The following is a 24,185-nucleotide window of genomic DNA, read 5'->3' on the forward strand; positions in this document are numbered from 1 at the left end:
CCATCCCGCCTGACTATCCCGGAGTTTCCCCTCATGACCGCCATCATCGACCTCATCGCGCGTGAAATCCTCGACAGCCGCGGCAATCCGACCGTGGAAGTCGATGTCATCCTCGAGGATGGCTCGTCCGGCCGCGCCGCCGTCCCCTCCGGCGCTTCCACCGGCGCCCACGAAGCGGTGGAGCTGCGCGACGGCGACAAGAAGCGCTACATGGGCAAAGGTGTCCTCAAGGCGGTGGAAGCCGTCAACGGCGAGATCTTCGACGCCATCGGCGGCATGGATGCCGAGGACCAGGTCAAGATCGACGAGACGCTGATCGATCTCGACGGCACTCCCAACAAGTCGCGCCTCGGCGCCAATGCGATCCTTGGCGTGTCCATGGCGGTCGCCAAGGCTGCGGCCGACGCTTCGGCGCTGCCGCTCTACCGCTACATCGGCGGCACCTCGGCCCGCGTCCTCCCTGTGCCGATGATGAACATCGTCAATGGCGGCGCCCACGCCGACAATCCGATCGACTTCCAGGAATTCATGATCATGCCGGTGGGCGCCGACACGCTGGGGGACGCCGTGCGAATGGGTGCCGAGGTGTTCCACACGCTGAAGAAGCAGCTGAAGGACGCCGGCCACAACACCAACGTGGGTGACGAGGGTGGTTTCGCGCCGAACATCCCGTCCGCCGATGCCGCCCTTGGCTTCGTGGCCAAGGCGGTGGAAGCCGCCGGCTATAAGCTGGGCGATGACATGGTCTTTGCGCTCGACGTTGCTTCGACGGAATTCTTCAAGGACGGCAAGTATCATCTGGAAGGCGAGGGCCGCACGCTCGATCCGGAAGCCATGGCCGATTATCTTGCCGAACTGTGCGGACGCTACCCGATCCTGTCCATCGAGGACGGCATGGCGGAAGACGACTGGAACGGCTGGAAGGCGCTGACCGACAAGATCGGCGGCAAGGTCCAGCTCGTGGGAGACGATCTCTTCGTCACCAATGTCGATCGCCTCAGCCGGGGCATCGATCTCGGTATCGGCAACGCGATCCTCGTGAAGGTCAACCAGATCGGTTCGCTGACCGAAACCCTCGCAGCCGTCGACATGGCACATCGGGCATCCTATCGCGCCGTGATGTCCCACCGCTCGGGCGAAACGGAAGACGCCACCATTGCCGATCTCGCGGTTGCCACCAACTGCGGTCAGATCAAGACGGGATCGCTGGCGCGCTCCGACCGGCTCGCAAAGTACAACCAGCTCCTCCGTATCGAAGAGGCGCTGGGCGCCCAGGCGCAATACGCCGGACGTAGCGCGCTGAAGGGACTTGCCTGAACCAATCACTGATACGCATCCTTGGATGCACCGAGGACTTGATCCTCCTAAAGTTTCCGGCCGGTTGTCGAAATTTCAAACTTTGGCCGGAAACTGTCCCGACAAGAGCATGATCCGACGGCTCACCGAAGGATTCGCGCCGGCCGGGGCTCCCCATGCAGAACATCATGTTTGCCAACGCTGCCATCTTGTTTGGGGCCGCGCTTGTGCTCATGGGTGTCATCTCCAGCCTCGTCGCCCAGCGCTTCGGCACGCCGCTGCTGCTGGTCTTCCTCGTCATTGGCATGTTGGTCGGTGTCGACGGGATAGGCGGAATCGCGTTTGACAATTACGCGCTGACCTATCTCGTCGGATCGCTGGCGCTGGCCATCATCCTGTTCGACGGCGGGTTGCGCACGCGGCTGGACAAGTTCCGCGGCGTGCTGCTGCCGGCCATGTCGCTGGCGACGGTCGGTGTCGTCATCACGACGGCGCTTACAGGCCTTTTCGCCGCCCTGGTCCTCAGCCTTTCCGTCCTTGAGGGTTTCCTGGTCGGCGCCATGGTGGCCTCCACCGATGCCGCGGCGGTGTTCTTCCTGCTGCGATCCGGCGGGCTGCAGTTGCGTAACCGGCTTCAGGCCATCCTCGAGATCGAATCGGGCACCAACGATCCCGTCGCCGTCTTCCTGACGATCTTGCTGATCGAACTCATCCTGGCACAGGGGCATGAGACAGGCCTAGAAACCGCGCTCCTGCTCTTACGGCAGGGCGCTCTTGGTGGCGCGATCGGGCTTGGCGGGGGATGGCTGATCACCATCATGCTCAACAGGGTCAGTCTTCCCACGGGGATGCATCCCCTGTTCGTGGTGGCCTCCGCAGTCGCGATCTACGGGCTCACGGCGGTTATGGATGGCTCCGGCCTGCTGGCGGTTTATCTTGCCGGCCTCGTGGTGGGGAACAGGCCAGTCCGGGCTCTTCCCGCCATTATCTCGTTCCACGATACGGTGACCTGGCTGTGCCAGATCGTGATGTTCATCATGCTCGGCCTCCTGATCACGCCGTCGAGCCTCCTGCCGGATCTCGGCCTATCCCTCGTCATTGCCGTTTTCCTGATGTTCGTGGGGCGTCCGCTTGCTGTCGCCGCCTGCCTGGCGCCGCTCGGATACTCCCGGCGCGAAATCGCCTTTGTCGGCTGGGTCGGTCTTCGCGGCGCCGTCTCGATCTTCCTTGCCGCCATACCGACCTTGGCGGGTGTGCCGAACAGCGGCATCTATTTTCATGTGGCCTTTGTCGTGGTCTGCATCTCCCTGATCTGCCAGGGATGGACGCTCAACCCGCTCGCCCGGATGCTGGAACTGGCGCGGCCGGGCGTTCGCCCTGAGGTTTCCCGTGTGGAGATCGATCTACCGGGTCAGCACGCGCAGGAGATGGTGGCCTATCCGGTGGAGGCAGACAGCCCCGTTGCCGTGAGAGCCGCGCTGCCGAAATGGGCACAGCGCGTCTTCGTCATTCGTGACGATACAATCATCGACACGGCCAAGGCGGGGCCGCTGCGCCCGGGGGACTACGGCTATTTTCTCGTTCCGCCAGAGCGGGTGAGGGAGCTTGACCGGCTCTTCATCGCCCGGGCAGCCGATCATGAAGTCAGCGGCGCGCGCTTTCCCATCCGTCCGGACGCACCACTCGGCGGGGTCACGTCCATCTATGGCGTCGAATTGCCGGAGGAATTCGGCGATCGCACGGTCGCCGAGGCTTTCACACAGCAGTTTGAAGGGGAGCCGGGCGTCGGCGACAGTTTTGAGATCGGCCCGCTGCGGCTCACCATCACGGACATGCACGAAGGCCGCATCAGCGAGGCGGAACTTTCCCTTGGCGAAGAAAGCGGGGCCGAGGTGGGCCTACCGACCTGGAATGAGCGGATCGGCGGCTGGATGACGTCCGCATGGCAGCAAATTCGGGGACTGGCCGAGGAGGCCAGCGACCGGTTGCGCCGGCGTTAGGTTAACGAGATATCAACCGGAGCGGCGCAAGTTTAAGGCATGGTCCGACATCATCGTCTTCGTTCTGCTCTTGCCCAGCTGGTGCTCTGGATGGCGACGCTCGCCTCCATGGCCTACTTCGCCCATCATGCGGTCAGCGGCAACCGCGGTATCGTCGCCAAACGTGCCTATGAAGCCGAGATGAAGGCGCTTGAAGCGGACTTGAAGAAAGTGAAGGCGGAACGGACAGCACTGGAAAAGCGTGTCGCCGCGCTCCGTCCAACCCAGGTCGAACGTGATATGCTGGATCAACTCGCGCGCGAACGGCTGGGCTATATGCATCCCGATGAGCGCGTGCTGGAAAAGCAGTAAAAACACGAGCCATGCACCCAGCGCATGAGGACTATGCATGGTGCATTGCAACACAACCCTTGTGTTTCAAGAAGAAAACGCGTTCAACTCGAAACTGCGCCTACTCGCTTTTCGACAAACCTTGCGCTAGTCTCCCGCAAAATTCATACGACAAAAGTGGGAGAGCGTATGGCCACGACCGCCCTCAAGGCTGCTCCGAAGAACGGGCCTGCCACGGCTGCCAAGACTTCTGAAAAGATAGACTTTACTAAGGCAGAGGAGCTGCATGCCTATGAAGAAATGCTCCTCATCCGCCGTTTCGAAGAAAAGGCCGGCCAGCTCTATGGCATGGGTCTGATCGGCGGCTTCTGCCATCTCTACATCGGCCAGGAGGCCGTGGTTGTCGGCATGCAGATGGCCCTCGAGGAGGGCGATCAGGTCATTACCGCCTATCGTGATCATGCTCATATGCTGGCCTGCGGCATGGAAGCCAACGGCATCATGGCTGAACTGACCGGTCGGCGTGGTGGCTATTCCAAGGGCAAGGGCGGCTCCATGCACATGTTCAGCGTGGAGAAGGGCTTCTATGGCGGCCACGGCATCGTGGGCGCGCAGGTGCCTCTGGGCACGGGCCTTGCCTTTGCCAACCGCTATCGCGGCAACAACAGCGTCTCGCTGACCTATTTCGGTGATGGCGCTTCCAACCAGGGCCAGGTTTACGAGAGCTTCAACATGGCGAAGCTCTGGAACCTGCCGGTGGTCTACATCATCGAGAACAATCAGTACGGTATGGGCACCAGCGTCGCCCGCGCCTCTGCGGTGACCAATCTGTCCCAGCGAGGCGCCTCGTTCGACATCCCCGGTGAGCAGGTGGACGGCATGGACGTGCGCGCTGTGCGCGCGGCGGGCGAACGTGCTGTCGAACATGCGCGGTCCGGCAAGGGACCGTACATCCTTGAAATGCTGACCTATCGCTATCGTGGCCATTCCATGTCCGATCCGGCCAAATACCGGCCGAAGGAAGAAGTGCAGAAGATGCGCGACGATCGCGATCCGATCGAACATGTCCGCAAGCGAATCCTGGATTCCAAGTTCGCAACGGAAGACGAACTGAAGGTCATCGACCAGAAGGTTCGCTCCGTCGTCAATGCCTCTGCGGAATTTGCCAGCTCCGATCCGGAGCCCGATCCGTCCGAGCTCTACACCGACATCTTGCGCTAATAATCGCTCGCGGGCGTGGCGCGACAGAAGCGCCACCCCCCGCGATTTATCGTTCGGGTAACCGCTTACCGACCGGGAACGTCAAGGAATTATCGTATGCCGATCGAAGTGTTGATGCCGGCGCTTTCGCCGACAATGGAAAAGGGCAATCTGGCCAAATGGCTCGTCAAGGAAGGCGATGCCGTGAAGTCAGGTGATGTGCTCGCCGAAATCGAAACGGACAAGGCCACGATGGAAGTGGAAGCCGTGGACGAGGGCACCATCGGCAAGATCCTGGTTCAGGAAGGCGCGGCTGATGTGGCGGTGAACACGCCCATTGCCGTTCTGCTGGGCGATGGGGAATCGGCCGGAGACATCGGCACGTCTTCCTCCGCGCCAAAGGGCGAAGAAGCGGACACGGCGAAGGCTGATGACGCGGCGCCGGAACCCAAGAGCGGCGAGAAGGCCACAAGCGAATCCGCTTCCGCGCCGGCGCTTGCCAAGACGCCTCGGCCGGCCGAACCCGATGTGCCAGAAGGCACCGAGATGGTCACGCAGACTGTCCGTGAGGCGCTCCGGGATGCCATGGCGGAAGAGATGCGCGCCGACGGCGACGTCTTCGTCATGGGTGAGGAAGTGGCTGAATACCAGGGTGCCTACAAGATCACCCAGGGCCTCCTGCAGGAGTTCGGCGATCGCCGCGTCATTGATACGCCTATCACCGAACATGGCTTCGCCGGCCTTGGCGTCGGCGCTGCCTTCGCGGGCCTGAAGCCCATCGTCGAGTTCATGACCTTCAACTTCGCCATGCAGGCGATCGATCAGATCGTCAATTCGGCGGCGAAGACGCTCTATATGTCCGGCGGCAAGATCCAGTGCTCGATCGTGTTTCGCGGCCCCAACGGCGCGGCTGCGCGCGTTGCGGCCCAGCACAGCCAGGACTACGCGGCGTGGTACTCGCATATTCCGGGGCTCAAGGTGGTCGCGCCCTATACGGCGGCCGACGCCAAGGGCTTGCTGAAGGCGGCAATCCGCGATCCCAATCCGGTCATTTTCCTGGAGAATGAAATCCTTTACGGCCAGAGCTTCCCGGTTCCCAAGCTGGACGACTGGACCGTGCCGATCGGCAAAGCCAAGATCGCACGGCCCGGCAAGGATGTGACGCTGGTCTCCTGGTCCATCGGCATGACTTACGCCCTCAAGGCGGCTGAAGAACTGGCCAAGGACGGAATCGAGGCCGAGATCATCGACCTGCGCACCATCCGCCCCATGGACATCGAGACCATTATCGAATCGGTCAAGAAGACCGGTCGCTGTGTCACTGTCGAGGAAGGTTTCCCGCAGTCCGGCGTCGGTTCCGAAATCGCGGCACAGCTCATGACCCAGGCTTTCGACTATCTTGATGCTCCGGTGACAAGGGTCACCGGCAAGGATGTGCCGATGCCTTATGCGGCAAATCTTGAAAAACTCGCGCTGCCGTCGGTGGCCGAGGTCGTCGAGGCGGCAAAATCCGTCTGCTATCGCTGAGCGGGAGGCGGATCCATGCCCATCAACATCCTGATGCCCGCCCTGTCTCCGACCATGGAGAAGGGCAATCTGGCCAAATGGCTCAAGAAGGAAGGCGACCAGGTCAAATCCGGCGATGTGATCGCCGAAATTGAGACCGACAAGGCCACCATGGAAGTGGAGGCCGTGGACGAAGGCACCATCGGCAAGATCGTGGTGGCTGAGGGCACCGCCGACGTGCCGGTCAATGAAACCATCGCCATCCTGCTGGAAGAGGGCGAAAGTGCTGGTGACATCAGCAGTGCGCCCAAGGCCGCTCCGAAGGCTGAAGCCAAGGCTGGGCCCGCTGAGGCCGATCAAAAAACCGAATCGTCGAAGGATCCCACCAAAGAGGCGGAGCCTGCCGGTGCCAAGCCCCAGGCAGCAGGTCATGAGGCGGCCCCAAAGACCCCCAGCCCGAACACCGGTGAGCGCGTGTTCGCGTCTCCCCTGGCACGGCGCATCGCCAAGGACGCAGGCCTCGACGTGTCTGCGATCAACGGATCGGGCCCGCACGGCCGTGTGGTGAAGCGCGACGTCGAACAGGCAATGGCGAGCGGCACCGGTAAGCCGGCCGCGACTGCAGCGGGCGGGGCTACTCCTGCCGCCGCAGGCGCGGCACCCATGGCGGACGACAAGATCCGCGCCCTGTTCGCCGAAGGCTCCTATGAGGCCGTGCCGCATGACAATATGCGGAAGGTCATCGCCCGGCGCCTCGTTGAGTCAAAACTCACGGTTCCGCACTTCTATGTCACGGCGGATTGCGAGATCGATGCCCTGCTGGCGCTGCGTTCCGAAATCAACAAGAGCGCGCCCAAGGACAAGGACGGCAATCCTGCCTACAAGCTGTCGGTCAATGATCTCGTCATCAAGGCCCTGGCCCTGGCGCTGAAGCGCGTGCCCGACGCCAATGTGACCTGGACCGAAGGCGCGATGCTGAAGCACAAGAGCGCCGACGTGGGCGTCGCCGTGTCGATCCCCAATGGCCTGATCACGCCGGTGATCCGCAATGCCGACACCAAGGCGATCTCCGCCATTTCCAATGAGATGAAGGATCTCGCCAAACGGGCCCGCGACCGCAAGCTTAAGCCTGAGGAATATCAGGGCGGCTCGACGGCGGTGTCCAACCTCGGAATGTATGGCGTCAAGGAATTCTCGGCCATCATCAATCCGCCCCATGCCACCATCCTTGCGGTTGGCGCGGGAGAACAGCGGCCGGTGGTCAAGGACGGCCAGCTTGCCGTTGCCACGCTGATGTCGGTCACCCTCTCGACCGATCATCGCGCGGTGGACGGCGCCTTGGGCGCCGAGTTCTTGGCGGCTTTCAAGGATCTGATCGAGAAGCCCATATCACTTCTCGTGTGATAGGGGGACGCCATGGCCGCCACCGAACAGCAGGTTCAGATCCGCTTTCGGACAGGCACCGAGGCTGACGCGGAAGATGTCGCGATCCTCTTCGACATGTCCAACGCCGGGTACATCACCCAGCTTTGGGGCGAGGAGGCGCAGGAGGGCGAAACCTGGCTCGATGTTGCCAAGCGCAAGATCCTCGCGCCGGGTTCGGAGATCGGGCCTGCTCACACCATCATCGCCGAAGCCGGCTTCGGCGATGGTCGCTCCAAGGTGGCGGGCATGCTCATCTGGAAGCTCATTCCCGATGTGCCACCGGATCCCTCCCGCGAGACCGATGCGACCCGCGCCTTCGCGGAGCTGAAAACCCATGTGCCGGGCAGCTTCTACCTCAGCAACATGGCCGTCTATCCAGACTGGCGCGACTACCGGCTTGCCACGGCCATGCTGAACGTCGCCATCACCACCGCCTATAAAATGGGTTACAAGACGATCTCGGCGATCGTGCACGAGAGCAACACCAAGCTTCTCGCCCACTATGACAAGCGCGGCATGGCCGTAACAGCCAGCATGCCGGTCGGACCCCGTTCTGCCTATGCGGCGGAGAGCCGGTGGCTCTTGCTGACCTGCCAGCAGCCGCACGGCCTGCTTCAATCGAACACAGGAAAGAGTGACACCGATGGCCAATGAATATGATGTGATCGTCATCGGCGGCGGACCGGGCGGCTATGTGACCGCGATCCGCTCTGCCCAACTGGGATTCAAGACCGCCGTGGTCGAGCGCGAGCACCTCGGCGGCATCTGCCTCAACTGGGGCTGCATCCCGACGAAGGCGTTGCTGCGTTCGGCTGAAATCTACCACTACATGAACCACGCCAAGGACTATGGGTTGAGCGCGGAGAAGGTCGGCTTCGACATCAAGGCCGTCACCGATCGCTCGCGGGGCGTGTCCGGCCGGCTCAACGGCGGCGTCGGCATGCTTCTGAAGAAGAACAAGGTCGATGTCATCTGGGGTGAGGCGCAGCTCACAAAGCCTGACGAGATCAAGGTGTCCGCCTCCAAGAAGCCGCCTGTGCAGCCGCAGAATCCGGTGCCGAAGGGCACGCTGGGCGAGGGCACCTACAAGGCCAAGCACATCATCATCGCCACCGGTGCACGCCCGCGCGTGCTGCCGGGCTTGGAGCCGGACGGCAAACTCGTCTGGACCTATTTTGAAGCCATGATGCCGCCGGCGATGCCGAAGTCTCTCCTGGTCGTCGGCTCCGGCGCCATCGGCATCGAGTTTGCCAGCTTCTACCGCACCATGGGCGCGGAGGTGACCGTCGTGGAACTGCTGCCGCAGATCCTGCCGGTCGAGGATGACGAGATCGCCAAGCACGTCCAGAAGCGGCTGGAAAAGCAGGGGATCAAGATTCTCACCGGCGCAAAGGTGTCGAAGCTCGACAAGAAGGGCGACAGCGTCACCGCGACGGTCGATGCCAACGGCAAGACCGAGACCATTACCGTCGATCGGGTCATCTCCGCCGTCGGGGTGGCCTGCAATACGGAAAATCTCGGGCTGGAAGCCCTCGGTGTAAAGATCGACAGGGGTGCGATCGTGACCGACGGCTATGGCCGCACCAATGTCAAAGGCGTCTATGCCATCGGCGACGTCGCCGGTCCGCCCATGCTGGCCCACAAGGCCGAGCATGAGGGCGTCGTCTGCATCGAGACCATCAAGGGCCTCAAGACCCACCCGCTGGACAAGAACAAGATTCCCGGCTGCACCTATTGCCATCCGCAGGTCGCTTCGGTCGGCCTCACCGAGAAGAAGGCCAAGGAAGCGGGCCGCGACATCCGCGTCGGCCGCTTCCAGTTCCTCGGTAACGGCAAGGCGATCGCGCTCGGCGAGGACCAGGGCCTGGTCAAGGTGATCTTCGACAAGAAGACCGGGGAGCTGCTCGGTGCTCACATGACCGGCGCTGAAGTGACCGAACTCATCCAGGGATTCGTGGTGGCCATGAACTGTGAGACCACCGAGGAAGAGCTGATGCATGCAGTGTTCCCGCATCCCACCCTGTCGGAGATGATGCACGAGGCAGTGCTGGACGCTTACGGCCGCGTCATCCATATGTAACGGTAACTTTCCAGCGCCGGGCAAGGAACCTCCTGACGCGCAGGAGGGTTGAAAGCCCATATTACGGAGGAACAGTATGAGCGGTGTCGGCTTCTTCGGTGCGATCATTATCGGCATTCTTGCCGGCTGGATCGCGGAACGCGTGACCGGACGGGATCACGGTCTGATTACGAATCTGATCGTCGGCCTAGTCGGCGCATTGTTGGGCGGCTTTGTCGCCGGCCAACTCGGCTATGCCTTTGCTGGCTTCTGGCAAAGCCTCCTGGTATCGGCCGTCGGCGCGATCGTCCTGCTCTTCCTGCTTGGATTGGTCCGACGAGGCTGATTGCGGCAAGGCGACGCCGGATCGTCATTCCCATTGTCTGCGAGGATGGTGCTTATTAATCTGAGCACCATCCTACTGATTTGTTTCGATATCTTCATGTCGGACAAAGAGTTCCGCACACGCCGATCCTTGTGTCGCAAAAGATTGTCAGCTGCATGTTTCCTTGCCACAATGTCGCACTGTAAGAAACGTGCGGGGGGAGAAGAGATGCGCACACATGTGACTTTCATCGGCTGCCTGGTGACTGGCCTGATCGCTGCTTCAGCGGCGCAGGCGGAATGTACCGGCAGTAATGGCCGAGGCTGGGGCAGCGGGAATGGCAAGGGTCAATTCTCGATGACCACCGCCGACAAGCTGTGCAAGATCAGCTTTCCCGGCTTCATTGACGACGCCAAAAAGACGAGAACCCCGGCGACCGACGTGACCATCACCAGGGCTCCGAAGTCGGGGAAGGTGGCGATCGTGGCGGGTCGGGGGCTTACCTATACGCCCAACGCCGGCTTCAAAGGCACCGACCGTTTCTGCACCAAGAACACCAGTCCCAAGGTGAGGGGACAATCCCTTTCCGGGTGCATCGCCGTTACCGTTCGTTGAGCGCAAAATCGGGCGCCGGATACATCCCGCAAGAAGCTGCGGCCTGACACGTCAGGCTGCGGACAAGGACGAACGCCTGGCGCGTGAGAGCAACCGCGGCAGACATGCCATGGCCGGTCGCTCGACCGCATACCAGGAGAAAGCCGCAAGGACACCGCCCGTCGCGGTGCCGAGGATCGCCAACAGAGCGATCGACATATCCGGCGCCACCATGTGCCAGGCTTGGGTGGCAGGCCAGGCATAAAGATAAAGACCGTAGGATAGGTCTGTGTCCGACGCCCTGGTTTTCGGGAGGCGAAGGCCGAAGGCGAGCCAGAGCGCCACGTAAAGCTCAAGCACATAGTAAGCGAGCGTCGGAAAGCCGCCGAACCACATGCCGGCCAGTGTCATCAGAGCTGCCGCCGCGGCAATGCGCCCATGCATGGGCAGGCTGGAGCGAAACCGCCAGGCGGCCATGCCGAGGGCGAAGCACAAGCCGAAGCGCACGCCGTGGCCTATGGCATCATGCAGGGTGATAAGGGGCTGAGCGCCATTCAGTGCCAGATCGAGGGCAATAAGCGCCACGATGGCGGCCACATGGATAAACGCCCAGCGAAAGAGGCCTGTTATGCCGAGCAGGATCACGCCGATGATCCCGGCGATCAGGAATTTCATGGTCCAGAGTGTCGTCAGCACGTGATCTTCCGGCGCCGGCGGTCCGAAGACGCCGGGCAGATGGGCTTGGCCGTCCATCAGGACGGTGACACGCAGGATATAAGCGCCGAGAGCCATGGGATCGGCATAGCTGGAGAGCGAAAGTGCGGTGAAGGCCGCACCAAGCACTACCGTCAGCAGTGCCGCGAATATCAGTCCAGGCAGGATCCTCAGCAGCCGGGCGAGGAAAAAGCGCAGCGCATCGGGGTGCCGTTCCCAGCTTGCCAGAAGCAGGAAGCCACTGAGGCCGAAGAAGATGATGAAGGCGTGTTTCCAGAGGGTCAGGCCGGTGGTCGTCAGGAGAGGCTCGCTGTCCGCCGTGCCGATGGCGATATAGAAGGCCTGTGACACGCTCATCATGATGGCCGCGAGCAACCGCACGAGCGGGACGTTGCCGGTGTTGCGATCGATAGCTTCAAGCAGGGTCATATCAGGATCAGCCGTTGGACGGGTTCTGTGACGGCGCGACGATGATCGGTTTCGTCGCGCGCATCATCGCCCATGCGGTCATTCGCGGCAGAGCCCGGACGGAGGGACGCTCCACCATGATCCAGGACAAGGCTGCCGCTCCCACGGCCAGCACCATGCTCAGAGCGACAAGCGACGGCATCCCGACGCCTGGCCACTGCACCTGCAGTGCCTGGCTGATCGGCCATCCATAGAGATAGATACCATAGGAGAGGTCGGTCTGCTGAAGCCAGCCGACAACCGGCAAGCGGGGCGACAGCGCAACCCACAGGCCGGCATAAATCTCGGCCGGGTAGAGCAGGGCGCGAGGCAGGCCACCGAACAGCGTGGCGGTTGCCAGAGCCGCGATGGCAACGAGAAAGAGCGTGCCATCGAGCCGGACGTATGCGCGAAACCGCCAGGCTGACATGCCCAGCACGAAGCAGAAGCCAAAGCGGGCAAAGTGCGGCAGCGAGGTGTGCTTTTGGGCGATCTCCGGCCAGAGCGCCAAGGCTACTTCGGCGGCGATACAGACGGTAAGGGCAACGGGATAGAAAAACCTCGAGCGGGTAAGACCGATCAACCCGAAGACGAGCACGCCAAGATAGGCTGCGACCTCGTATTTCAGTGTCCAGATCGTCATCAGCACGATGTTGGTAGGAACCTGGCTCTCGAATACACCCGGAAGCGTCGCGCGAGCGTTGAAGCTGAACGCCTTGAGCAGAAAAGCGCCGAGCTTCGACGACGTCAGGTAGTCCGTCAGCGGCAGCTGCGTGAGCCACATACCAGATACGACCATGACGCATGCCGCCACGATAAGCGCCGGCATGATGCGCAGCGTCCGGGCAAGAGCGAAGCGCAGCGGGTCCGGATGTCGCTCCCAGCTGGCCAGGATCAAGCAGCCGCTGATGCCGAAAAAGAGGTTGACCGCATGTCCTCCCAACGACAATCCGGTCGAGGAAATCAAGGGTTCGCTCTCGGTCACACCCGTCGAGATATAAAAGGCATGAGAGAGCACCACGGCAAGCGCCGCTAGCAACCTTACGGCTGTGAAGTTGTTCCGTTTCGAGACGAATGCATCTGCCAGAGTCATGCTGAAATCCCGAAACGCAACACCTTGGGGCCATCTCATCGACTTGTCCCGCCGGCCTCGCATGTCTCGTGCCAAAGTGCTATCTAAAGCCCTCTGACGACACTGCGATTTTTGACAGAATGCGCCGCACGAAGGGTTAAGCTGAATGGCCGTGCTGATCGATACTTTGAATGGCAGGGATCGCCGCCAGGTCCGCCATCCGGAAAAGCAGTCGCGACCGGATGCGCCGGTGATGCGCAAGCCTGACTGGATCCGCGTGCGGGCTCCGGGTTCTCCCATCTACCGCGAGACGCAGGACATCGTCCGCTCCAACAAGCTGGTGACGGTCTGCGAGGAGGCTGGATGCCCCAATATCGGCGAGTGCTGGTCGAAGAAACACGCCACCTTCATGATTCTGGGCGATACCTGCACGCGGGCCTGCGCCTTCTGCAATGTGCGCACTGGCATGCCTCAACCGGTCGACGCCGATGAGCCCCGCCGCATCGCCGAGGCGGTCGCGAAGCTCGGCCTGCACCACGTTGTGATTACCTCGGTGGATCGCGACGACCTCAAGGATGGCGGCGCTCGGCATTTCGCCGATGTGATCCGCGCCATCCGCGAGGTGAGCCCGACCACCACCATTGAGATCCTGACACCGGACTTCCTGCGCAAGGACGGCGCGCTTGAGATCGTGGTCGAGGCGCGGCCCGACGTCTTCAACCACAATCTGGAATGCGTGCCTTCGCTCTATCTCACCGTGCGCCCGGGCGCCCGCTACTTCCACTCCATTCGTCTGCTGCAGCGGGTGAAGGAACTCGATCCCTCCATGTTCACCAAATCGGGCATCATGGTCGGGCTTGGCGAGGAGCGGAACGAAGTACTGCAGTTGATGGACGATCTGCGGGTGGCCGAGATCGATTTCCTGACCATCGGCCAGTATCTCCAGCCGACGAAGAAGCATCATTCGATCGCGCGCTTCGTCACGCCGGATGAGTTCAAAGCCTATGAGACCATCGCCTATGCCAAAGGCTTCCTCATGGTTTCATCAAGCCCGTTGACCCGTTCGTCACATCATGCCGGCGAGGATTTCGAGCGTCTGCGTGCGGCGCGGCCGCTCAAGCTCGGCACCCGCGTTGCCGCCGAATAAAAAGCCATCAGATCCTGACACCGCAGCGGCCCGCAAGATCCTGGATGAACTGCCAGGCGGTGCGCCCCGACCGGGCGCCCCGCGTGGTGGCCCACTCCAGCGCCTCGCTGCGCAGCTTCTCTGGCGCGATCTTGATACCGAGGCTGCCGGCATAGCCCTCCACCATGGCGAGATAGTCATCCTGGCTGCACTTGTGAAAGCCCAGCCAGAGGCCGAATCGATCCGACAGCGAGATTTTCTCCTCGACCGCTTCGCCAGGATTGATCGCCGTGGAGCGCTCGTTGTCGATCATGTCGCGCGGCATCAGGTGCCGCCGGTTCGAGGTGGCATAGAAGATAATGTTGGTCGGCCGTCCCTCGAGCCCTCCTTCGAGGGCGGCTTTCAGTGACTTGTAGGAGGTATCCTCCGGATCGAACGACAGATCGTCGCAGAACAGGATGAAGTGGAAGGGTGCGGCCTTCAGCAGCGCCATGGCTTCCGGCAGGCTGTCGATATCCTCGCGATGGATTTCAACAAGTTTGAGCGGCGGCACGCCTTCGGCAGCCAAACGCTGATTGATCTCGGCATGCGAGGCCTTCACCAGCGAGCTCTTTCCCATACCGCGGGCGCCCCACAAAAGAGCGTTGTTGGCGGGCAGCCCGCGCGCGAAACGCTCTGTGTTTTCAACCAGGATATCGCGTACGCGATCAATGCCCTTGAGCTGAACGAGGTCCACGCGGGCCACCGAGGGCACCGCGACGAAGCCCTGTGTCGAAGGGGCCCAGACGAAGGCATCGGCCTGCGTGAAAGACGGGGCCTTGGGGGGCGGCGGCGCCAACCGTTCCAGCGCGCCCGCGATGCGCTCCAGCAAAGAGGCAAGATCGGTTTGATTCAATGTGTCGGCTGGCATCGGAGGTTCTCCCGTCGAGACAGCGTCTGATAACGCTCGCGCGAGGGAGCTGTCCATGCGTCACACCGCGTTTGCTTTCCTGACATGCGTGGCTATAGTCCGCCCGCTTCGCCGAGCGTCTTCATGGCTTCGGCTGAGGTCGCTTGCATCCAATAACCAATAGTCCGGAGACGACCCATGTTCATCACTCCCGCTTTCGCCCAAGCCGCAGGTGCGCCGGGAGGCGGAAGCCTTCTCGTCTCCATGCTTCCTTTCGTCCTGATCTTCGTGATCATGTATTTCCTGATCATCCGGCCTCAGCAGAAGCGGGTGAAATCGCATCAGGAGATGATCAAGAACGTTCGCCGGGGTGACACCATCGTGACGTCCGGCGGCGTCATCGGCAAGATCGCCAAGGTGATCGACGACAGCGAGATTCAGCTCGAAATCGCCGAAGGCGTGAAGATTCGCGTGGCGCGCGGCATGATTGCCGAGGTTCGCACCAAGGGCGAGCCCGTCAAAGACGAGACCGCCGCCTGATTTTCTTCGCCGGCTGCTGAGCGATCGTTCCAATGCTGCACTTTTCCCGCCCCAAGCTCATCCTGGTGCTCGCCATCGCCCTTATCGGTATGGCCTTCGCCGTGCCGAACCTGCTGCCGGCGAGTTGGCGGGGAGCCATACCGTCATGGCTTCCCTCCAGCACGGTTGTCCTGGGGCTGGACCTGCAAGGGGGATCGCATCTTCTTCTCGAGGTGGATGCGCCCGCGATGCGGCGTGAACGGGCCACCATCCTGCGCGACGATGTCCGCCGCGTGCTTCGCGAGGCGCGCATCGGCACGACAGGCATCACCTCGAACGACAATAGCGTGCAGGTGCGGCTGCGTGATCCGGCGGATGCCGAGCAGGCGTTGGAGCGCATTCGGGGTCTGGCGGTGCAAGTGGGCGGCGGGTTCACCGGCGTCAGCACGGCCATGGATATGGCCGCCGAGGCCAATGGCGGCACCATCACCGCGACCCTGACCGAGGATGGCTTGCGGGAACGCGTGCGGGCCGCGGTCGATCAATCCATCGAGATCGTGCGGCGCCGCATCGATCAGCTCGGCACGACCGAACCCAACATCGCGCGCCAGGGCGCCAACCGCATTCTGGTGCAGGTGCCGGGTCTCGATGATCCCGCGCGCCTCAAGGCTCTGCTCGGACAGACGGCGAAGCTGACGTTCCGCCTTGTCGACACTTCGATGTCGGCGCAGCAGGCGCTGCAGACGCGACCGCCGGCCGATGCTTCGATCCTTTATTCCAACGAGGAGCCGCCGGTTCCTTACGTCATTAAGAATGAGGTCCTCGTATCGGGTGAAGACCTCATCGATGCGCAGCCTGGCTTCGATCAGCGGACGCGCGAGCCCATCGTCTCCTTTCGCTTCAATGCCAACGGCGCCACGCGTTTTGCCGCCGCAACCCAGGCGAATGTCGGCCGGCCTTTTGCCATCATCCTCGACAATCAGGTGATCTCCGCACCGCGCATCAACGAACCGATCCTTGGCGGCTCCGGCCAGATCTCCGGCCAGTTCACAGTGGAAGAGGCCAATGACCTCTCCATCCTGCTGCGCGCGGGTGCTCTTCCGGCGCCGCTGCAGGTGGTCGAAGAGCGGACGGTGGGTCCCGGCCTCGGCCAGGATTCGATCTCCAAGGGCCTGACTGCTGCCTACATCGGCTCGATCCTGGTGGTGATCTTCATGATCGTGACCTATGGTCTGTTCGGCGTCTTCGCCAATATCGCGGTGGCCATCAACGTCGCCATGATCTTCGGGGTGCTGTCGGCACTCGGGGCAACACTGACGCTGCCTGGTATCGCCGGTGTTGTGCTGACCGTCGGTATCGCGGTGGACAGCAACGTGCTGATCTATGAGCGCATCCGGGAAGAGGTGCGGGCAGGGCGCTCACCAATCTCCGCCATCGAGGCGGGCTTCGATCGTGCGTTGGCAACGATTCTTGATTCCAACATCACCACCTTCATCGCCGCCGCGGTGCTGTTCTTCATCGGCACGGGCCCTGTCCGGGGTTTCGCCATTACCTTCGGTATCGGCATCATCACGACGGTCTTCACGGCTTTCACGGTAACGCGACTGATCGTGGCGTGGTGGGTGCGCTGGAAGCGCCCCAAGCACGTGCCGATCTGACGCCATAGACAAGACAGCGAGATATTCCCGTGCGTCTCCTTCGCCTCGTTCCAGACGAAACCAAATTCGACTTTATCCGCTTTCGGCGGGTGACGCTGCCGGTCTCGGCGGTGATGTCGATCCTGGCTGTCGTGCTTTACCTCGGGCTCGGTCTCAATTTCGGCATCGACTTCCGCGGTGGCTCGCTCATGGAAATCCAGACAAAGGACGGCCCCGCAGACCTCGAGCAGTTGCGCACGACGCTGGACGGTCTCGGCCTGGGCGAGGTGAGCCTGCAGCAGTTCGGCGCCGACACCGATGTGCTGATCCGTATCGGCCAGCAGGAGGGCGGCGAGCAGGCGCAGCAAGAGGCTGCAAACAAGGTGCGCGCGGCGCTTGGCGACAGCGTGGACTATCGCCGCGTCGAAGTGGTCGGGCCCAGTGTTTCCGGCGAGCTCCTGTCCTACGGCACGCTGGGCGTGATCCTCGCCACCTTCGGCATCCTCATCTATCTCTGGTTCCGTTTCGAATGGCAGTTCGCCCTCGGCGCCATGATCGCCAACACGCACGACATCGTGCTGACCATCGGCTTCATGAGCCTGATGCAGATCGATTTCGATCTGACCTCCATCGCGGCCTTGCTGACCATCCTCGGCTATTCCCTGAACGACACCGTCGTCATCTATGATCGCATTCGTGAGATCCTGCGGCGCTACAAGAAGATGCCGATGGAGGAGATCCTCAACCTCTCCATCAACTCCACGCTGTCACGCTCGGTCATTACCCATGTGACGGTCACGCTGGCACTGCTCGCGCTCCTGATCTTCGGCGGACCGGCCATCCATAATTTCGCGATGGTCATGACCTTCGGTGTGGTGCTGGTCGGCACCTACACGTCGATCTTCATCGCTTCGCCGATCCTGATCTATCTCGGAGTTGGGGTGGCCCGCCGCGCCGGCGCCTTCGAGGCACCCGTCGCGGAGGACAAGGCTTCGCCGCCGGTCGTCGCCGGCCAGGGCTGAGCCATGGCCGAGGAAGAGCAGTCCCGGTTCCTGCCCGAGCGAGCCGCCATCGATGCCTATGGCAACGGCGGCTTCCGCTTCGGCGGCATGTCTCACCGGGGTTCTCTTCTGTGCCTACCGAGCGGGATGCACGCCTGGCCTGTCGGTGATTTCGGCGCTCTCAACCTTGCCGCCTTCGACAAGGTCATCGCAGAGGCGGGTGAGATCGGCCATCTTCTGGTCGGCACAGGCTCGACCATCCGGCCGCTTCCACCCGCTCTTCTGGAGCGCCTCAAGGCTGCCGGCGTAAATGCCGAACCGATGTCCACTGGAAATGCGGCGCGGACCTACAACATTCTCCTTGGAGAAAACAGAAAGGTCGCCGCGGCATTGATCGCCGTGGCGTGACGCATGCCGGACATTTCAGATCCTTGTGCCGCCCTGGTGCGGTCGGCCGACCGCGACCGGTTTCTTGCGACGCTGTTCGCGCCCGCAGACCGGCGCGAGCATCTCTTCGCCCTCTATGCCTTCAACATCGAAATCGCCCGCGTGAGGGATGTCGTGCGGGAGCCGCTTCCTGGCGAGATCAGGCTGCAGTGGTGGCGCGAGGTCATCGATGGCGCAAGGGCCGGAGAAGCTGAAGCTCATCCAATCGCGCAACGTCTTCTTGCGACGATCGCGGCCAATAATCTCCCGCGGGAAGCCTTTCAGGGGGTGATCGAAGCGCGTGTCTTCGACCTCTACAATGACCCGATGCCCAGCCTCAGCTATCTCGAAGGCTATTGCGGGGAGACGTCGTCCGCGCTGCTGCGGCTGGCATCGATCATCCTTGCGGGAGGCAAGGATCCGGGTGCGAGCGACGCTGCCGGTCATGGCGGGGTCGCACTCGGGATCACATCGGTGCTGCGGGCCATGGCTTTCCAGCGGCAGCGCGGCCAATGCTATCTTCCGGCCGATGTTCTCGCTCGTCATGGGCTGTCGGCGGAGGAGGTTCTGGCAAAAGCATCGCCTGATGCGCTCCGCGAGGTCATCAAAGATCTCTGCACATTGATCCGCAGCCATCGTGACCGCGCCAGTACCGAGCTGATGTCAGACGGCGCGCTTCTCCTGCCGGCATTCCTGCCGCTCGTTCTGATCGAGGGGGATCTCCGGCGCCTGGAAGAGACCGCTGATCCCTATGCTCCGTTCTCACCAGTACCCGGGTGGCGCCGCCAGCTCACGCTGTGGCGTGCCGCCCGCCGCGGAGCGATCTGACACGACTTCTTCACGCGGCGCTGCGGCTTGCATCTCCGATCCAGCGGTCGAGATCGGCTTTGGCCCGAGCGGTCATGGCCTGCTTTTTGGCCAGAGATTTCGCGGTCCCGCGCAGCCGCTCACCGTTGGGGCCTTTCGTCGGCAGCTGCTCCAGCGGTGGGAACAGTCCGAAATTGATGTTCATCGGCTGGAAGCTGCGTGGCCCTTCGCCTTCCACCGACAGATGCCCGCCGGTGATGTGGCCGAGCAGGGCACCGAAAGCTGTCGTTAGCGGCGGCAGGCTCGGCTGACGTCCCAATCGTTCGGCCGCCGCAAAGCGACCGACCATAAGTCCTACCGAGGCACTTTCGATATAGCCCTCACAGCCGGTGATCTGCCCCGCGAATCGCAGCCGAGGCAGGGCCTTGAGACGCAGCGTTCCATCCAGCAAACGCGGGCTGTTGAGGTAGGTGTTGCGGTGCAGGCCACCGAGACGGGCGAATTCCGCGTTCTGCAGCCCCGGGATCATTCGCAAGACTTGGCCCTGGACGCCATACTTCAGCTTGGTCTGGAAGCCCACCATGTTCCAGAGGGTGCCGAGCGCGTTGTCCTGCCGCAACTGCACCACTGCATAGGGCTTCACATCCGGCTGATGCGCATTGGTGAGGCCAATCGGCTTCATGGGCCCGTGCCGCAAGGTTTCGCGGCCCCGGCTCGCCATGACCTCGATGGGAAGGCAGCCGTCGAAGTAGGGGGTCGATGCTTCCCACTCCTTGAATTCCGTCTTCTCGCCCGCGAGCAGGGCATCGATAAAGGCCTCGTATTGATCGCGGTCCATCGGGCAATTTATGTAATCGGCTCCCGTGCCGCCAGGTCCCGCCTTGTCGTAACGCGACTGCATCCAGGCAACAGACATGTCGATGGAATCATGGTGCACGATCGGCGCGATGGCATCGAAGAAGGCGAGACTGTCTTCCCCAGTGGCGGCGCGGATGGCTTCCGCCAAGCCGGGAGAGGTCAGTGGACCGGTGGCGACGATGACGCTGTCCCATTCCTCCGGCGGCAGGCCCGCCACTTCCTCCCGTTCGATGGAGACAAGAGGGTGAGCCTCAAGTTTCGCAGTCACTGCAGCGGAGAAACCTTCACGATCGACCGCCAGCGCGCCACCTGCGGGCAGCTGATGGGCGTCACCGCAGGCCATGATCAGGGAGCCAAGGCGGCGCATCTCCCAATGGATCTGTCCGACAGCATTGGAACTGTCGTCGTCCGAGCGGAAGGAGTTGGAGCAGACGAGTTCCGCAAGGCCGTCCGTCTGGTGCGCTTCGGTTGCACGCACGGGCCGCATCTCGTGAAGGGTGACCGGAACACCTTGTTCGGCGATCTGCCAGGCCGCTTCCGAGCCCGCAAGACCACCACCGATGATATGAATTGGCTTGTTCGACATGGCGGTATCTGTCGACGCAAGAGCCTGTGCCGTCAAGCAGGTAAGCGGGCTTCAGAATCAAAAACGCCGCCCGGTGGGGCGGCGTTTTTGATTTAAATTATTCGCCGGATCAGGCTGCCTGTTCCTTGGCTGCACGCGAAGCGATGAAGCCGATCTCGCTGCGATGGATGTTCATGTCCGCGAGCGAGCGGTCATCGAGGCGAGCCAGTTCAGAAACGGTCTCCCGGTACGCCTTCCATTGACGAAGCCGGCGGGCGAGGAAAGCCCAAATAAGCATTTTCAGTCTCCAGTTTGCGGTTGCGATCCGATGAACCCGATCGCGAATTAATCACCGCGAGTTACATAACCCCAGGAAGATCCCCGGGTTAGGGGAGACAAAGCATTGCTGCACTGCGGTAAATGCATGGCCGCCTAAAGCAAAAGGCTGCTACCGCCTATTCGGCAGCAATCCCGGTGCTCTCCCGGCCACGGGCAAGAACCTCCTTCAGGAAGCGCCCGGTATGGCTCTCCTTTGCTTTCACGACCTGTTCCGGCGTGCCGGCGGCCACCACTCGTCCTCCGCCGTCGCCGCCCTCGGGGCCCATGTCGATGATCCAGTCGGCCGTCTTGATGACCTCCAGATTGTGCTCGATCACGACGACGGTGTTTCCCTGGGCGACCAGTTCATGGAGCACCTCCAGCAGCTTGGCGACATCGTGAAAATGGAGGCCGGTGGTCGGTTCATCCAGGATGTACAGCGTGCGGCCGGTCGCACGCTTCGACAGTTCCTTCGACAGCTTGATGCGCTGCGCCTCGCCGCCCGACAGGGTGGTCGCCTGCTGACCGACATGGATATAGCCGAGCCCGACCCGCCCGAGGGTTTCCATCCTGTCGCGGATCGCGGGAACGGCCTTGAACAGTTCCTTGGCCTCGTCGACCGTCATATCCAGCACATCGGCGATCGACTTGCCGCGGTAGAGAACTTCCAGCGTCTCGCGGTCATAGCGTTTGCCCTTGCAGACGTCGCAGGTGACATAGACGTCGGGCAGGAAGTGCATCTCGATCTTGATGACGCCGTCGCCCTGGCACGCTTCGCAGCGGCCGCCCTTGACGTTGAAGGAGAAGCGTCCGGGCTGATAGCCGCGCGCCTTGGCCTCCGGCAGAGCGGCGAACCACTCGCGGATCGGTGTGAAGGCGCCGGTATAGGTCGCCGGATTGGAGCGCGGTGTGCGACCGATGGGGGATTGGTCGATGTCGATGACCTTGTCGAAATTCTCCAGCCCCTCGATCCGGTCGTGCGGGCCTGGATGTTCGTTGGCGCCATTCAGCTTTCGCGCTATCGCCTTGTAGATCGTATCGATCAACAGGCTCGACTTGCCGCCACCGGACACCCCGGTGACGCAGGTGAAGAGACCGAGAGGAATCTCCGCCGTCACGTCCTTCAGATTGTGCGAGCGGGCGCCGACGACCTTCAGCATGCGCTTCCTGTCGGGTTTCCGGCGCACAGCCGGTACGGGAACACTCTTCTTGCCCGTCAGATATTGGCCGGTGAGGCTGTTGTTGTCGGCCATCACCTCCGCCGGCGTGCCCTCGGCGACAATGCGGCCGCCATGGACGCCGGCGCCCGGGCCGACATCGACCACATAATCGGCGGTGCGGATGGCGTCCTCGTCATGCTCCACCACGATCACGGTGTTGCCGAGGTCGCGCAGGCGGCGCAGGGTCTCCAACAGGCGATCGTTGTCGCGTTGATGCAGACCGATCGACGGCTCGTCCAGAACATAAAGCACGCCGGTCAGGCCCGAACCGATCTGGCTCGCCAGCCGGATGCGCTGGCTTTCGCCGCCGGACAGCGTGCCTGACGCGCGGCCAAGGGCGAGATAGTCGAGGCCGACATCCACGAGGAAGCGCAGGCGGTCGGATATCTCCTTGAGGATGCGGACCGCAATCTCGTTCTGCTTATCGGTCAGTCGGGCTGGAAGCGCTTCAAACCAACCAGCCGCTTGCCGCACCGAAAGACGGGTCACCGCACTGATGTGCTCGCCATCGATCTTCACCGCGAGCGCTTCCGGCTTCAACCGATCGCCGTTACAGGCCGCGCAGGGGATCTCGCTCATATATTTGGCGATTTCCTCACGCGCCCAGTCGCTGTCGGTCTCGCGCCAGCGCCGGTCCAGGTTGCTGACAACACCCTCGAAGGTCTTGCGTGTCTCGTAGTTCTTGAGGCCGTCGTTATATTGGAAGGCGATCTTTTCCACGCCCGAGCCATGGAGGATGACCTCCTTGGCCTTCTCAGGAAGCTGAGCCCAGGGAACCGTCGTCTTGAAGCCATAGTGCCGGGCAAGGGCGTCCAGCGTCTGGCCGTAGTAGGGTGAGGTCGATCTTGCCCAGGGCGCTATGGCGCCCCGCTTCAGACTGACGCTTTCGTCGGGCACCACGAGGGTGGCGTCGACCCGGCTTTCGGAACCGAGGCCATCGCAGGCGGGGCAGGCGCCAAAGGGATTGTTGAATGAAAAAATCCGGGGCTCGATTTCCGGGATCGTGAACCCGGAGACAGGGCAGGCGAACTTCTGCGAGAAGGTCAGCCGGCGCGGTTGGCCGCTCTCGTCCTTCTGGTCGGCAAATTCGGCAAAAGCGATGCCATCGGCGAGGCCGAGGGCCGTCTCGAAGCTGTCGGCAAGGCGGCTTGCGATATCGCCACGGACGACGATGCGGTCCACAACCACATCGATGTCATGCTTGAACTTCTTGTCCAGCGTCGGAGCATCGTCGATCTCATAGAAGGTGCCGTCGATCTTGACGCGCTGAAAGCCCTTCTTCTGAAATTCGGCCAACTCCTTACGGTATTCGCCCTTGCGGCCGCGCACGACCGGCGCCAGCAGGAACAGGCGCGTGCCTTCCGGCAGGGCCAACACACGATCCACCATCTGGCTGACCGTCTGGCTTTCGATGGGAAGGCCCGTGGCGGGGGAATAGGGGACACCCACACGCGCCCACAGCAGGCGCATGTAGTCGTAGATCTCGGTCACGGTGCCAACGGTCGAACGTGGATTCTTCGACGTCGTCTTCTGCTCGATGGAAATGGCCGGCGAGAGGCCGTCGATCTGATCGACATCAGGCTTCTGCATCATCTCCAGGAACTGCCGCGCATATGAGGAAAGGCTCTCCACATAGCGCCGCTGTCCCTCGGCATAGATGGTGTCGAAAGCAAGCGAGGACTTTCCCGACCCCGACAGTCCGGTGAAGACCACGAGCTTATCGCGCGGGATCGTGAGGTCGACGTTCTTGAGATTATGCTCGCGTGCGCCGCGGATGGAGATCACGCGCGTATCGCGTTCGGAAGCAGAACGTTTGGGCATAGGTCGGTCCGACAGTGGTGGAACGCTTTA

General features: G+C 62.2%; 22 protein-coding genes. 16 read left to right on the forward strand and 6 right to left on the reverse strand.

The genetic code is table 11. The annotated features are described in order from the left end of the window. Positions 1-33 precede the first annotated feature (33 nt). From eno to IEV58_RS11155, 10 genes are all read left to right on the forward strand, one after another. On the forward strand, positions 34-1,317 hold the full coding sequence (eno, locus tag IEV58_RS11110; RefSeq protein WP_188409801.1) for a phosphopyruvate hydratase: 1,284 nt from the start codon (positions 34-36) through the stop codon (positions 1,315-1,317). Between the two features lie 167 nt (positions 1,318-1,484). Then, complete coding sequence (locus IEV58_RS11115; protein WP_229729364.1) at positions 1,485-3,296, forward strand: potassium/proton antiporter; 1,812 nt, start codon at positions 1,485-1,487, stop codon at positions 3,294-3,296. A 39-nt stretch (positions 3,297-3,335) separates the two neighbouring features. Next, on the forward strand, positions 3,336-3,647 hold the full coding sequence (locus IEV58_RS11120; protein ID WP_188409803.1) for an FtsB family cell division protein: 312 nt from the start codon (positions 3,336-3,338) through the stop codon (positions 3,645-3,647). Between the two features lie 168 nt (positions 3,648-3,815). Beyond that, entirely contained in the window at positions 3,816-4,847 is a 1,032-nt protein-coding gene (gene pdhA, locus IEV58_RS11125; protein WP_188409804.1) for a pyruvate dehydrogenase (acetyl-transferring) E1 component subunit alpha, read from the forward strand. Positions 4,848-4,943: 96 nt separating this feature from the next. Next, a complete protein-coding gene (locus IEV58_RS11130; protein WP_188409805.1) occupies positions 4,944-6,353 on the forward strand; it encodes a pyruvate dehydrogenase complex E1 component subunit beta in 1,410 nt (469 codons plus the stop codon). 15 nt (positions 6,354-6,368) lie between these two features. Further along, positions 6,369-7,736: a pyruvate dehydrogenase complex dihydrolipoamide acetyltransferase gene (locus tag IEV58_RS11135; RefSeq protein ID WP_188409806.1), complete on the forward strand. Its 1,368-nt coding sequence runs from the start codon at positions 6,369-6,371 to the stop codon at positions 7,734-7,736. Positions 7,737-7,748: 12 nt separating this feature from the next. After that, entirely contained in the window at positions 7,749-8,411 is a 663-nt protein-coding gene (locus IEV58_RS11140; protein WP_188409807.1) for a GNAT family N-acetyltransferase, read from the forward strand. After that, positions 8,401-9,837: a dihydrolipoyl dehydrogenase gene (gene lpdA / locus IEV58_RS11145; RefSeq protein ID WP_188409808.1), complete on the forward strand. Its 1,437-nt coding sequence runs from the start codon at positions 8,401-8,403 to the stop codon at positions 9,835-9,837. The genes IEV58_RS11140 and lpdA overlap by 11 nt, the downstream gene beginning before the upstream one ends. 76 nt (positions 9,838-9,913) lie before the next feature. Then, the gene (locus IEV58_RS11150; protein WP_188409809.1) at positions 9,914-10,162 is read left to right on the forward strand and encodes a GlsB/YeaQ/YmgE family stress response membrane protein; all 249 of its coding nucleotides are present in this window, start codon (positions 9,914-9,916) and stop codon (positions 10,160-10,162) included. 207 nt (positions 10,163-10,369) lie between these two features. After that, positions 10,370-10,756, forward strand: a complete 387-nt coding sequence (locus tag IEV58_RS11155; protein WP_188409810.1) for an Ig-like domain-containing protein — start codon at positions 10,370-10,372, stop codon at positions 10,754-10,756. A gap of 51 nt (positions 10,757-10,807) precedes the next feature. Here the strand turns inward: IEV58_RS11155 and IEV58_RS11160 are convergent, their stop codons facing one another. Both IEV58_RS11160 and IEV58_RS11165 read right to left on the reverse strand, forming a co-directional pair. Next, on the reverse strand, positions 10,808-11,878 hold the full coding sequence (locus tag IEV58_RS11160; RefSeq protein ID WP_188409811.1) for an acyltransferase family protein: 1,071 nt from the start codon (positions 11,876-11,878) through the stop codon (positions 10,808-10,810). Positions 11,879-11,885: 7 nt separating this feature from the next. Continuing rightward, entirely contained in the window at positions 11,886-12,989 is a 1,104-nt protein-coding gene (locus IEV58_RS11165; protein WP_188409812.1) for an acyltransferase family protein, read from the reverse strand. Between the two features lie 145 nt (positions 12,990-13,134). On the opposite strand from IEV58_RS11165, the gene lipA reads away from it, so the two are divergent. Beyond that, positions 13,135-14,115, forward strand: a complete 981-nt coding sequence (gene lipA / locus IEV58_RS11170; RefSeq protein WP_188409813.1) for a lipoyl synthase — start codon at positions 13,135-13,137, stop codon at positions 14,113-14,115. Between the two features lie 7 nt (positions 14,116-14,122). On the opposite strand, the gene IEV58_RS11175 is transcribed toward lipA, so the two are convergent. Beyond that, entirely contained in the window at positions 14,123-15,004 is an 882-nt protein-coding gene (locus IEV58_RS11175; protein ID WP_229729365.1) for an ATP-binding protein, read from the reverse strand. A 177-nt stretch (positions 15,005-15,181) separates the two neighbouring features. Between IEV58_RS11175 and yajC the strand changes: the two genes are divergently transcribed. From yajC to IEV58_RS11200, 5 genes are read left to right on the forward strand one after another with little or no spacing between them, the layout of a single operon-like run. Further along, positions 15,182-15,523, forward strand: a complete 342-nt coding sequence (yajC, locus tag IEV58_RS11180) for a preprotein translocase subunit YajC (RefSeq protein WP_188409815.1) — start codon at positions 15,182-15,184, stop codon at positions 15,521-15,523. A gap of 32 nt (positions 15,524-15,555) precedes the next feature. Continuing rightward, a complete protein-coding gene (gene secD, locus IEV58_RS11185) occupies positions 15,556-17,160 on the forward strand; it encodes a protein translocase subunit SecD (protein ID WP_188409816.1) in 1,605 nt (534 codons plus the stop codon). Positions 17,161-17,189: 29 nt separating this feature from the next. After that, complete coding sequence (gene secF / locus IEV58_RS11190; RefSeq protein ID WP_229729366.1) at positions 17,190-18,161, forward strand: protein translocase subunit SecF; 972 nt, start codon at positions 17,190-17,192, stop codon at positions 18,159-18,161. Positions 18,162-18,164: 3 nt separating this feature from the next. Beyond that, positions 18,165-18,548: an Mth938-like domain-containing protein gene (locus tag IEV58_RS11195; protein WP_188409817.1), complete on the forward strand. Its 384-nt coding sequence runs from the start codon at positions 18,165-18,167 to the stop codon at positions 18,546-18,548. A 3-nt stretch (positions 18,549-18,551) separates the two neighbouring features. Next, on the forward strand, positions 18,552-19,394 hold the full coding sequence (locus IEV58_RS11200; protein WP_188409818.1) for a phytoene/squalene synthase family protein: 843 nt from the start codon (positions 18,552-18,554) through the stop codon (positions 19,392-19,394). A 10-nt stretch (positions 19,395-19,404) separates the two neighbouring features. Here the strand turns inward: IEV58_RS11200 and trmFO are convergent, their stop codons facing one another. The 3 genes from trmFO to uvrA form a co-directional block, all read right to left on the reverse strand. Next, positions 19,405-20,817 (reverse strand): methylenetetrahydrofolate--tRNA-(uracil(54)-C(5))-methyltransferase (FADH(2)-oxidizing) TrmFO, encoded by a 1,413-nt coding sequence (gene trmFO / locus IEV58_RS11205; protein ID WP_188409819.1) that lies wholly within the window; start codon positions 20,815-20,817, stop codon positions 19,405-19,407. A gap of 109 nt (positions 20,818-20,926) precedes the next feature. After that, entirely contained in the window at positions 20,927-21,094 is a 168-nt protein-coding gene (locus tag IEV58_RS11210) for a DUF1127 domain-containing protein (protein WP_188409820.1), read from the reverse strand. 157 nt (positions 21,095-21,251) lie between these two features. Next, a complete protein-coding gene (uvrA, locus tag IEV58_RS11215; protein WP_188409821.1) occupies positions 21,252-24,155 on the reverse strand; it encodes an excinuclease ABC subunit UvrA in 2,904 nt (967 codons plus the stop codon). Positions 24,156-24,185: the final 30 nt, after the last annotated feature.

Source organism: Agaricicola taiwanensis (genome assembly GCF_014635245.1).
Taxonomy (GTDB): Bacteria; Pseudomonadota; Alphaproteobacteria; order Rhizobiales; family Methylopilaceae; genus Agaricicola; species Agaricicola taiwanensis.